Below are 11,031 nucleotides of genomic sequence, written 5' to 3'. Positions count from 1 at the left end.
ACACGACTCGGCGCACTGTCGCCGTCGGACCCACGGCGGCCGACCTTGCCGACGCCCTGGCCGCACAGCCGATGCGCGACGGCACCACCCCCGTCCCGGTGACGATCGGCGGCTACGACGGGTTCTATGTCGAGCTCTCCGTGCCGGACGACATCGACGTCGACGCCTGCCCCGGGGGGAAGTTCTTCAGCTGGCCCGGCCGATGGCAGCAGGGCGCCGGACAGGTCGACATGCTGTGGATCGTCGACGTCGACGATCAGCGCGTCGTCTTCGACGCCTGGGCCCTCCCAGGCGCCAGCCCGCAGGAGCGCGCCGAGCTCCAGCACATGGTCACCACCGCCACGTTCGTCCCGACCGACGACCTCTGAACGACGCGTACCTCGGTCGACTGCCTAGACGGGTGCCCGAGCCAAGGCTCCCGCTCGGCGGGGGACTGCAGTCATCGCTGCCCGATGGCGGGTGTGGTCTTCGCTCGCGGGTTGGCTCGGCTCACGGTGCCGGCAGGTGCGGTAGTTCCACGGCTGCCCCGGTGCCGTCGAGTCGACAGCATGGAGGCATGCCCCGAACCCAAGAACCAGACCTCGACCACATCGGCCATCGGGCACCCGGCGTACAGAGCCTGCCCGCACGGGCACGTCCGACGAACGCCTCGATCTGGCACGGACGTCCTGACCTGAGCAAGGCGAACGAGACGAGCGCAGGCAGTGCGATCGGCCACCTCGGCATCGAGCTCACCGAGCTCGGAGCGAACTACCTGACTGGGCGGATGCCGGTCGACAGCCGAACGCGCCAGCCGTTCGGGATCCTGCACGGCGGCGCATCGGTGCTGCTTGCCGAGACCTTGGTCAGCTGTGCGGCCACCTTCGTCGCCGACCCCGGCAAGGCGTGCGTCGGCATGGAGATCAACGCCAACCACCTTCGACCGGTGACCTCGGGCTGGGTCACCGGCACTGCCCGGCCGATCGCCTTGGGCCGTCGCAGCCAAGTCTGGGAGGTCCGGATCGTCGACGACAACGACAGGCTCGTGTGCATCTCACGGTGCACGATGGCGGTGATCGAGGCGCCGTGATGCAGGCCGACGACGGGCCCTACCGGCGTTGCTGTTCACTGGTCTCGTGTCTGTGCGTGAGCAGCGCTGGGGGACGGCGCACCTGGAGGATGGCGGAAAGGTCGCCTACGCGCTCACCGGCACCGGTCCGCTGCTGGTGGTGGTGCCGGGCTGGCTGAGCCACCTCGAGCTCGGCTGGTCGATCCCGGCCGAGCGCATGTTCCACGAGGCTCTCTCATCGGGTCGGACGCTCGTGCGCTTCGACCGCCCGGGCTGCGGGCTCTCCGATCCCTATGAGGGTCCCCGAACGATGGCGCTCGAGCTGGCCACGCTCCGTGCGGTGACCTCGGATCTCGGCGCCACGAGCTTCGATCTGTTCGGCTGGTCGCTGGGAGCGCCGGTGGCTGCGCAGTGGGCCTCGGAACGACCCGAGACGGTCTCCCAGCTCGTCCTCTATGGCGGCTGGGCCACCGGCGCCGCCATCGGGGACGACGACAGCCGGCGCCATGTGCTGGGGCTGCTCGCCACCCACTGGGGGCTCGGATCGGACCTGCTCACCGACATCTTCGCTCCTGACGCGGATGCCGGCACCCGTCGGGTGCTGGCCCGGTACCAGCGAGCCGCCTCCTCGGCCGAGACGGCGGTAGCCCTCCTCGGCCTGGCGTACGACCTCGACGTGGCACCCGCCCTGCCACGGATCTCCGCGCCCACGCTGGTGCTGCACCGGCGGGGAGACCGTGCGGCACCTGTCGCCGAGAGCAGGACGCTCGCTGACGCCATCCCGGGCGCCGAGCTGGTCGAGCTCGAGGGCCGGTCGCACTTCCCCGCACTCGGCGACGCGGAGGCCGTGGTCGAGCGAGTGCGACGTTTCCTCGGCCTACCCCGGCTCCGGCGCTCCGTGCCCACCGGCCTTACCCCGCGCCAGACGGAGGTCGCGGCGTTGGTGGCCGACGGCCTGACGAACCGCGAGCTGGCGGCGCGCCTCGGGATCACCGAGCGGTCGGCCGAGTCGCACGTGGAACGCATCCGGTGGCGTCTCGGCTTCAGATCCCGTTCCCAAGTGGCCGCCTGGTACGTCGCGCGCGAAGGGCTCAAGTGAGGTAGTTCTACGGCTGCGTCCGGTCCGTCGGTCGCGAAGCATCGGGGCGTGCACCGGAACCCGATCTTCCTGGCCCTCTCCGCCGCAGCCTGGGCGGGGTTCGTCGTCGTCACGTTGTGGACCATCGCCTTCCTGGCCGACGTCGTCGTGCCCGTGACGGTGGACGGGCCGCCACGGACGAACGCCGCGGTTGCGGTGACTGCTGACCTGGCCCTCCTACTCCTGTTCGCCGGGCAGCACTCGGTGATGGCACGCTCCCAGGTCAAGGCATCACTTCGCCGTCGAGTCCCCGCGGCGCTCGAGCGCACGACGTACGTCCTCGCCACCGACACCTGCCTCGCTCTCCTGCTGGCGCTGTGGCAACCCTGGGGCGACTGGGTGTGGCACGTCCGCGGTCCGGCCGGCACCGTCCTCTGGTCCCTCTGCGCGGTCGGTTGGGTCCTGGCGATCTCGGCGACGTTCGCGGTCGACCACCCCGAGCTCACGGGCTTGCGGCAAGCGGGCTGGCTGGCGCCGCGGGAGGCGGCCACGACCAGCACGCTGACGGTCGACGGCCTGCACGCCATCGTGCGGCATCCCCTGATGACCGGACTCGTCCTCGCCTTCTGGGCGACCCCGCACATGGGCGCTTCGCACCTTCTGTTTGCGGTGACCGCGACCGCCTACATCGTCGTCGGGATCAGGTTCGAGGAGCGGGACCTCCGGCGCACGTTCGGCGCCACCTACGCCGCCTACGCCGAGCGCGTCCCCGCACTGGTGCCCGGACTGCTCCTTCGGACGAGTCGTCACCAATCAGCGCAGCGGCCCGCCTGGCAGCACGAACAGACTCGGTGAAGGCCCGCGGGCGAGTGGAGAAGTCCGTGCCTGCGAACGCTACGGGGCGGGCCGCAGCACTTGGTGGCACAGACGAGGAACCCATCGGGAAAGCCGCTGCGGAAGCCGGGCTTGACCCGCGTGAACGCTGGTGGGCGCAACCGGGATCCAACCAGTGACCCTTCTTGTCGGCGAAGTTCGGTCGTGTCTGCTGAACTTCCCCGACGACGTCCCCAAGGTGCGCAGGCGTACGGGATCCACTTTGAGCGCAAGCGGCGCGCTACCGAGCTGCACTGGCTCGCCACCGCGCAAGCCGAGAACCGGGCCCGGGACGCGCGGGCGCATACCTGCCAACCCCGCGACCGGCGACTCACCGCGTGGCCGACGCGCACCTGACACACGATGCGACCGGTTCGATTCCATTGTCGGGGAAGTTCGCCATCGCTAGATTGATGGCGGAGGCGATCCGCATGGTCGGCGTGCGACGGGCCGCAGTGATTCTGGTATCAATTCTCCTCGTCGCAGGGTGCACGGCGACTCCACCCCCCGACGATGAATCGAAGTCCGCGATCCCCGCGGCAGAGCCGGATCCATCGCCCTCCCCGACGGTGGAGGGGCTCGAGTTCCTCACTATCGACACCGACGTGTACGGACTTCTGCCGGTTGCGAATTCACAGGACTCGATAGTTGCCTGGGCGGAAGACTATTGCGAAGCGGCGGATCTCTCGCCGTGCACCGGCATTGCGGATCGCGCCGTGGCCATGTGCATCGAGAGCCGGGACTGCCACCCGGCCGTGCTGGTTCCGTTCGACGAGGGAACGGCCGCCTTCCTCTTCGGCGGGATCTTCGAGGATTCTCAGGTGATCGCAATATGGCGTCCCGAATCCGACCCTGATGTCGCGCCGTACGGCGGCGCACGGAAACTCCTAGAGGCCTACCTGGCCACCGTGGACGTATACCCAGACCCGGCGGTCGAGAGCAGCTAGCCGGGGCATGAGCCGACCCGCATTCTGAGCACGACCGTCTCAGCGCGCGGTCCGGCTCCGGCGAAGGTCGTCTCTTTGTGTGCCGATACGAGCCGGGCACGTCTGTCCCGATTTCCTCTCCCATGCCCCTTCCCGGCCGACGCTGTCGGATCCGGGGAGGGGGCTTTCCAGGCGCGAGCTTGACGCTATTCGTTCGTTGCGGGGATGTCGGGTGCGCAATGTCGCACCTGGTGAGCGTCTGCTCATGGGTGGGCCGGCTGGACCGCTCCGAGGGGTCGGTCCTGGCGCGTGGCCCGTGGGGGTGGCGGGACTCGTCGGGTGGGGGTCGGAGGCTGACGCGGCGTTGGCGGCGCATGCGGGGGATCGGTGGGTCCCTGGCGGCMTCGAGGCGTCGTCGGCAGCGTGCACGGTGACCCCGCGTCGGGGTTGGGCCGGAACGTCGGCCGACCGGGGGGACGTGCGGACGGTGCGGGCGGAAACGTTGTCGGCGACGGTTATCGCTGCTCTGCGTGCTGTCGAGAGCGACCGCACCCGTCGAGATGGGCACGGGGGCGAATGGGTGTGGGTCATTCCACCCCTGTGAGCAGCGCGTTCGTGCTGCTAGCGTCGGCCGCATGAGCAAACCGCGCTCGGCCACGGTGCGAATCGCCATCCTCGTCGCCCTGGGCGGTGCGGCATTGGCCGCCTGTTCCAGTAGCGAAGACTCTTCCGGAGCCGCTCTCGAGTCCAGCGACGTCATCGGGACCTGGTCGCAGACGGACACCGAGCCCGCGGTCGACCTCGAGCTCGCCGAAGATGGCACAGTCAGCGGCAGCGACGGGTGCAACAAGCTGAACGGCACCTGGAAGATCGACGGCTCCGAGGTCGAGTTCGGTCCGTTCGCCGCGACCATGATGGCGTGCGAGAACGTCGACACCTGGCTGTCCGCGGGCACCTCGGCCAACGTCGACGGCGAGGAGATGACGGTGTTCAACGAGGACCACAAGGAGATCGGCGCCCTGTTCAAGGAATGACGCCCGAACGATGAGGGCCAGCCCGTGGCGGCCCTTGCTCTGTTGTTCCGCCGAGAAAGGCGAAGGCCCGTCGAGCGCTGCTCGACGGGCCTCTGACCTGCGGTGAAGCTGGTGGGCGATACTGGGATCGAACCAGTGACCTCTTCCGTGTCAGGGAAGCGCGCTACCGCTGCGCCAATCGCCCGGGGACGAAGCCGGGTCATGCTTGAGGTGCTACTTCGGTGCTACGAGGTGGAGATGGGATTCGAACCCACGTATACGGCTTTGCAGGCCGCTGCCTCGCCTCTCGGCCACTCCACCCTGAGACCGCAGTCCAGAGCGGCTCGGTATGCCGATCAGGATGTCTGCCTCCGAGCGGACGACGGGATTCGAACCCGCGACCCTCACCTTGGCAAGGTGATGCTCTACCACTGAGCCACGTCCGCACAGCACGTCCCCCCGGCTTTCACCGGTGTTCCGTGTGCGTCCCGAACTCTAACTGACGATCTCGGCGAGAGTCCAACTGGCTCCGGGCAGGCGGGTGATCGCGCGGATCGGCGGGTGTCGGGGCACCGATCGATAGCGTGTGCGGGTGCCCGAGCCGACCGTCAGTCCCCGGGGCGTCGCGTGGTTCGCGGGCGTCGAGGCGTCCGGCGTGGTCGAGGTCGTCGACGTGCGCGCGCAGCCTGAGCGGCTCACGCAGCCCGGTTGGTGGGCGGTCGTGGGGGACTTCGAGGGCGGGGTGCGCGCCTGGCGCTTCGCGCAGACCCGGCCTTCCTCACCAGCCGTCGACCACGGGTGGACCGGCCCGGACCCGGCGAGCTGGGTGTCGTCGCTGGACCGCGCGCAGTACGTGGCGGCGGTCGGTCGAGTGCGGGACCACATCGAGGAAGGCGACGTCTACCAGGCGAATCTCTGCCGGGTGCTGAGCGCGCCGCTGCCCGGGAACGGCGACGAGCCCGTCGCGCGAGCCCTCGGTGCCGTGCTCGATGCGGGCAACCCCGCTCCGTTCTCCGGGGGCGTGCAGGTGCCCGGCGAGGTGTGGGTGGTGACCGCGTCGCCGGAGCTCTTCCTGCGCGTGGAGGGGGGCGTGGTGTCGTCGGGCCCCATCAAGGGGACCGCGGCCACGGCGGACGGGCTCACCGAGAAGGACCGCGCGGAGAACGTCATGATCACCGACCTCGTCCGCAACGACCTGCAGAGGGTCTGCGTCCCGGGCACCGTCGAGGTCACGACGCTGCTGGGTGAGGAACATCACCCTGGTCTGGTCCACCTGGTGAGCACGGTGCAGGGCGTGCTCGACGACGAGGTGGCGCACGCCACGGACCTGTGGGCGCGGCTGCTCGACGCCACGTACCCGCCAGGCTCGGTGTCGGGCGCCCCGAAGTCCTCGGCGCTGGACATCATCGCGGCGCTCGAGACGGTCCCGCGCGGTCCGTATTGCGGGGCGGTCGGCTGGATCGAGGTCGGCGCCGACGGCGCCGTGCGCGCCGAGCTGGCCGTCGGCATCCGGACGTTCTGGTGGGCGGACGACGTCCTGCGGTTCGGCACGGGCGCCGGCATCACGTGGGGGAGCGATCCCGAGGGGGAGTGGGCCGAGACCGAGCTCAAGGCTCGCCGACTCGTCGGCCTGGCCTCCGAGCGTGATCCCGGAGCGATGACAGACTGACCCGATGGGTGTCGTGATCTGGTCGAACGGTCGTCTCTACGGCCCGGACGACCTTCTCCTGTCCGGCGTCGACCACGGCGTGACCGTCGGCGACGGCGTCTTCGAGACGTGCGCGGTGTACGACGGGACGGCGTTCGCGCTCACCCGCCACCTGCGCCGGTTGAGGCGGTCCGCGCTCGGCATTGGTCTGGGCGAGCCGGACCTGGACCGGGTCCGGGACGGTGTCGCGGCCGTACTCGCCGCCGCCGGTCCGGACACGGGACGTCTGCGCATCACGTTGACCGGCGGGGCCGGTCCGCTGGGCTCCCACCGCTTCGCGCCCGAGGACCAGCGCCAGACCGTCCTGGTGCTGGCCGGACCCGGGGTGCGTTCTGAGGTCTCGCGCGTGGTCCGCGTGCCGTGGGTCCGCAACGAGCGCTCGTCGGTCGTCGGCCTGAAGACGACGTCGTACGCGGAGAACGTCGTGGCCGTGGCGGAGGCCTACCGGCTGGGCGCCGATGAGGCGGTGCTCGCCAACACGGTCGGCGACCTGTGCGAGGGCACGGCGTCGAACGTGTTCGTCGAGCGCGCGGGCGAGCTGGTGACGCCGCCGCTGTCGAGCGGCTGCCTGGCGGGCATCACCCGCGAGCTCCTGCTCGAGTGGGCGGCGGCCGCCGGCCTGCCGGTCCGGGAGGCGGCGCCGGGGGAGCTGCGGTACGACGTGCTCGACGAGGTCGGCGACGGGACCACGCATCTGATGATGAGCGGCTCGATCCGCAACGTCTCGCCGGTGGTCAGCCTGGACGGGTCCGCGGTCGCGGCCGGCCCGATCTCGCTGGAGGCGCAGCGCCTGTTCCAGGCCCGTCTGGCGGACGACCTCGACCCCTGAGCGGCACCGGACATGCGACGACCGGCCCCGCCAGGAGGCGGAACCGGTCGAGGTCAGGAACGGTCAGGCGGTGAGCAGCGCGGCGATCAGCGCCGTGATCTCGCCTTCCATGCGGTCGCTCTCGCTACCGAGTGGCACGAGCGCCTCGGTCCCGGCGAGGAACCGTTCGATCGGCTCGGTGGGCGCGGCGAGGAGCGCGCTGCCCTCGACTCCACTGAGAGAAACCAGCGTGTAGTCGGGGTCTTCGTCACGCCACACCTGCACGTCACCGGTCCCAGCGGGAGCATCGGCCGTCGCGTGCATCCCCAGCGAGAGGAGCTCGCGGCCGATCAGCCACGTCGACATGGTGTGCGGGCCTGTAAAGACCGCACGCACCGTGTAAGGATCGGAGGTCCGGAAGGAGAACTCGGCGCTCACCGGGATGACGCTGGCGTCAGATCCGATGAGCTGCATGGCGACGACCTCGACGACGTCGTAAGTCGAGTTGGTCATCGGGTCCTCCTGTTCGCAAGGGCTGGAGGTCCCATCATGGCAGGCCAGATGCCCGATTGGACCGGTAGATGGCGCGAGTTCACCCGGAGGGACGCGCCACCGAACGGGCACGCACGGGTGGCAGCACCCAACTTGGTGACGGTCTAGCCCTTGACTCCATCGCGGTGACCTGCAGTGCTCCAGTTTCGGATTCTCGCGTTGACCCGGGTAGCATCCTCTCGATGTCACCCGCGGGTGAACGTCATCCTCGACGCCTCGGCGTGTCGCGGTTGACGGCACCGGCGGACGACGGGCGATTGGCTCAGTTGGTAGAGCGCCTCGTTCACACCGAGGAGGTCATCGGTTCGAGTCCGGTATCGCCCACTCGAACAGGAGGGGTCGGCCCAGTGGGCCGGCCCCTCTTGCCGTTCATTTCAGGTCCGGCGAGCGGTAGGCCCGCCGGTAGCATCGAGGGGCTCGCCGCCAGGGCGAGCGGCCACGAAGGAGGCTGTACCGGTGCCCGAGCTCATCACCCTCACCGTCGACGGGATCGCGACCACGGTGGAGCCGGGGACGACGGGTACCGACCTGTACTCCTCCCGGCGAGACGTCGTCGTCGCCCGCGTGGACGGCGAGCTGCGCGACCTGCACCTGCCGCTGGCCGACGGCGCGGTCGTCGAGGCCGTGACCCTCGAGGAGCCCGACGGCCTGGCCGTGCTGCGGCACTCGGCGGCGCACGTGCTGGCGCAGGCCGTGCAGGAGGTCAACCCGTCCGCGCGGCTGGGCATCGGCCCGCCGATCACCGACGGCTTCTACTACGACTTCGACGTCGACACCCCGTTCACCCCGGAGGACCTCAAGGCGATCGAGAAGGTCATGGGCCGCATCGTCAAGGAGGGCCAGACCTTCCGTCGGTGGGACGTCACCGAGGAGGAGGCTCGCAAGGAGCTGCGCGACGAGCCGTACAAGCTCGAGCTCATCGGCCTCAAGGGCGACCCGACGGCGGCCGACGGCGCGTCGGTCGAGGTGGGCCTCGGCGGGCTGAGCATCTACCAGAACGTGCGTGGAGCCGGCCGCGAGAGCGAGCAGGTCGTCTGGCAGGACCTGTGCCGCGGTCCGCACATCCCGAGCACCCGCCTGCTGGGCAACGGCTTCCAGCTGACCCGGTCGGCGGCGGCGTACTGGCGCGGGTCCGAGAAGAACCCGCAGCTGCAGCGCGTGTACGGCACCGCGTGGCCGACCAAGGACGAGCTGCGCGCCTACCTCGAGCGGATCGCCGAGGCCGAGCGTCGCGACCACCGGCGGCTCGGGACCGAGCTCGACCTCTTCTCCTTCCCGGACGAGATCGGCTCGGGCCTGGCCGTGTTCCACCCCAAGGGCGGCGTCGTCCGCATGGAGATGGAGCACTACAGCCGGCTGCGGCACATCCAGGGCGGGTACGAGTTCGTCAACACCCCGCACATCACCAAGGGCAAGCTGTACGAGATCTCGGGGCACCTCGACTGGTACGCCGACGGCATGTACCCCCCGATGACCCTCGACGAGGAGCGCGACGCCGAGGGGCACGTGCGCAAGGCGGGGCAGCAGTACTACCTCAAGCCGATGAACTGCCCGATGCACAACCTGATCTTCGCGGCGCGCGGACGCTCCTACCGGGAGCTGCCGCTGCGGCTGTTCGAGTTCGGCACCGTGTACCGGTACGAGAAGTCCGGCGTCGTGCACGGCATGACCCGCGCGCGCGGGTTCACCCAGGACGACGCCCACATCTACTGCACCCGCGAGCAGATGGCGGACGAGCTCACCACGACGCTGAAGTTCGTCCTGGACCTGCTCAAGGACTACGGCCTCGACGACTACTACCTCGAGCTCTCCACCAAGAACCCCGACAAGTTCGTCGGGTCCGACGAGGTGTGGGACGAGGCGACGGAGACCCTGCGGCAGGTCGCCGAGGCCTCCGGACTCGACCTGGTGCCCGACCCGGGCGGTGCCGCGTTCTACGGCCCGAAGATCTCGGTGCAGGTCAAGGACGCGCTCGGTCGCACCTGGCAGATGTCGACCATCCAGCTCGACTTCAACCTGCCCGAGCGGTTCGAGCTCGAGTACACCGCGTCCGACGGCAGCCGTCAGCGCCCGGTGATGATCCACCGCGCGCTGTTCGGATCGGTCGAGCGGTTCTTCGCCGTGCTGACCGAGCACTACGGCGGCGCGTTCCCCGCGTGGCTCGCGCCCGTGCAGGTGCTCGCGGTGCCCGTGGCCGAGCCGTTCGAGGGATACCTCGACGACGTCGTCGGGCAGCTGCGGGCGCAGGGCATCCGCGCGGAGGTGGACCGGTCCGACGACCGCTTCGGCAAGAAGATCCGCAACGCGAGCACGCAGAAGATCCCGTTCGTGCTCATCGCCGGTGGCGAGGACGCCGAGGCCGGTGCCGTCTCGTTCCGCTACCGCGACGGGCGCCAGGACAACGGCGTGCCGGTCTCGGAGGCGATCGAGCGGATCGTCTCGGCGGTGCGCGACCGCGTGCAGGTCTGAGCGTGAGCGAACCTGCCGATCACTTCGCCGGGGTGCCGGACGGCTTCGAGCGACTCTGGACGCCGCACCGCATGGCGTACATCGGCGGGCAGGACAAGCCCGCCGACCGCGAGGCGGGCGACGGCTGCCCGTTCTGCCGGATCCCGACGCTGAGCGACGAGGACGGCCTCGTCGTCGCGCGCGGCGAGGTCGCCTACGTGGTGCTCAACCTCTACCCGTACAACTCGGGGCACCTTCTGGTCTGCCCGTACCGGCACGTCGCCGACTACACGGACCTGACCGAGCCCGAGGTGGCCGAGGTCGCCGAGCTCACGCGGACGGCGATGCGCGTGGTGCGTCAGGTGTCCGCGCCCCAGGGCTTCAACCTGGGCATCAACCAGGGTGACGTGGCCGGCGCGGGCATCGCGGCCCACCTGCACCAGCACGTGGTGCCGCGGTGGGGCGGGGACTCGAACTTCCTGCCGATCATCGCGCGCAGCCGGGCGCTGCCCGAGCTCCTGGGCGACACGCGGGCGCGCCTCGCAGCAGCCTGGCCCGCCCCGGCGAAGGGATGATC

General features: G+C 70.0%; 10 protein-coding genes, 4 tRNA genes and 1 pseudogene. 11 read left to right on the top strand and 4 right to left on the bottom strand.

Features of this window, described 5'->3' with window-relative positions; genetic code table 11:
• The 6 genes and pseudogenes from AC1DYZ_RS19135 to AC1DYZ_RS19110 form a co-directional block, all read left to right on the top strand.
• Nucleotides 1-368: pseudogene (locus tag AC1DYZ_RS19135) on the top strand (hypothetical protein); the annotation flags it as partial.
• 188 nt (nucleotides 369-556) lie between these two features.
• The gene (locus tag AC1DYZ_RS19130) at nucleotides 557-1,069 is read left to right on the top strand and encodes a hotdog fold thioesterase (protein WP_477066691.1); all 513 of its coding nucleotides are present in this window, start codon (nucleotides 557-559) and stop codon (nucleotides 1,067-1,069) included.
• A 46-nt stretch (nucleotides 1,070-1,115) separates the two neighbouring features.
• The gene (locus AC1DYZ_RS19125; protein WP_477066690.1) at nucleotides 1,116-2,147 is read left to right on the top strand and encodes an alpha/beta fold hydrolase; all 1,032 of its coding nucleotides are present in this window, start codon (nucleotides 1,116-1,118) and stop codon (nucleotides 2,145-2,147) included.
• 48 nt (nucleotides 2,148-2,195) lie between these two features.
• Nucleotides 2,196-2,981: a methyltransferase family protein gene (locus AC1DYZ_RS19120; RefSeq protein WP_477066689.1), complete on the top strand. Its 786-nt coding sequence runs from the start codon at nucleotides 2,196-2,198 to the stop codon at nucleotides 2,979-2,981.
• Nucleotides 2,982-3,337: 356 nt separating this feature from the next.
• Nucleotides 3,338-3,946 carry a hypothetical protein gene (locus AC1DYZ_RS19115; RefSeq protein WP_477066688.1) on the top strand — a complete coding sequence of 203 codons (609 nt, stop codon included), beginning with the start codon at nucleotides 3,338-3,340 and terminating at the stop codon, nucleotides 3,944-3,946.
• Between the two features lie 614 nt (nucleotides 3,947-4,560).
• Nucleotides 4,561-4,959: an META domain-containing protein gene (locus AC1DYZ_RS19110; RefSeq protein ID WP_477066687.1), complete on the top strand. Its 399-nt coding sequence runs from the start codon at nucleotides 4,561-4,563 to the stop codon at nucleotides 4,957-4,959.
• A gap of 109 nt (nucleotides 4,960-5,068) precedes the next feature.
• Here the strand turns inward: AC1DYZ_RS19110 and AC1DYZ_RS19105 are convergent.
• The 3 genes from AC1DYZ_RS19105 to AC1DYZ_RS19095 form a co-directional block, all read right to left on the bottom strand.
• A tRNA-Val gene (locus tag AC1DYZ_RS19105) sits at nucleotides 5,069-5,143 on the bottom strand.
• Between the two features lie 45 nt (nucleotides 5,144-5,188).
• Nucleotides 5,189-5,259 (bottom strand) — tRNA-Cys (locus tag AC1DYZ_RS19100).
• A gap of 53 nt (nucleotides 5,260-5,312) precedes the next feature.
• Nucleotides 5,313-5,384, bottom strand: a tRNA-Gly gene (locus AC1DYZ_RS19095).
• Nucleotides 5,385-5,530: 146 nt separating this feature from the next.
• Between AC1DYZ_RS19095 and AC1DYZ_RS19090 the strand changes: the two genes are divergently transcribed.
• On the top strand, nucleotides 5,531-6,607 hold the full coding sequence (locus AC1DYZ_RS19090; RefSeq protein ID WP_477066686.1) for a chorismate-binding protein: 1,077 nt from the start codon (nucleotides 5,531-5,533) through the stop codon (nucleotides 6,605-6,607).
• Nucleotides 6,608-6,611: 4 nt separating this feature from the next.
• Nucleotides 6,612-7,475: an aminotransferase class IV gene (locus AC1DYZ_RS19085; protein WP_477066685.1), complete on the top strand. Its 864-nt coding sequence runs from the start codon at nucleotides 6,612-6,614 to the stop codon at nucleotides 7,473-7,475.
• A gap of 63 nt (nucleotides 7,476-7,538) precedes the next feature.
• On the opposite strand, the gene AC1DYZ_RS19080 is transcribed toward AC1DYZ_RS19085, so the two are convergent.
• Nucleotides 7,539-7,967 carry an SsgA family sporulation/cell division regulator gene (locus tag AC1DYZ_RS19080; RefSeq protein ID WP_477066684.1) on the bottom strand — a complete coding sequence of 143 codons (429 nt, stop codon included), beginning with the start codon at nucleotides 7,965-7,967 and terminating at the stop codon, nucleotides 7,539-7,541.
• A 290-nt stretch (nucleotides 7,968-8,257) separates the two neighbouring features.
• Between AC1DYZ_RS19080 and AC1DYZ_RS19075 the strand changes: the two genes are divergently transcribed.
• From AC1DYZ_RS19075 to AC1DYZ_RS19065, 3 genes are all read left to right on the top strand, one after another.
• Nucleotides 8,258-8,330: transfer RNA gene (locus tag AC1DYZ_RS19075), tRNA-Val, on the top strand.
• Between the two features lie 132 nt (nucleotides 8,331-8,462).
• Nucleotides 8,463-10,475 (top strand): threonine--tRNA ligase, encoded by a 2,013-nt coding sequence (thrS, locus tag AC1DYZ_RS19070; protein WP_477066683.1) that lies wholly within the window; start codon nucleotides 8,463-8,465, stop codon nucleotides 10,473-10,475.
• Nucleotides 10,476-10,477: 2 nt separating this feature from the next.
• On the top strand, nucleotides 10,478-11,029 hold the full coding sequence (locus AC1DYZ_RS19065; protein WP_477066682.1) for an HIT family protein: 552 nt from the start codon (nucleotides 10,478-10,480) through the stop codon (nucleotides 11,027-11,029).
• The last annotated feature ends 2 nt before the right edge of the window (nucleotides 11,030-11,031 follow it).

Source organism: Cellulomonas sp. P1_C4 (assembly GCF_056406355.1).
This window is presented reverse-complemented; position numbering and strand designations above follow the sequence as displayed.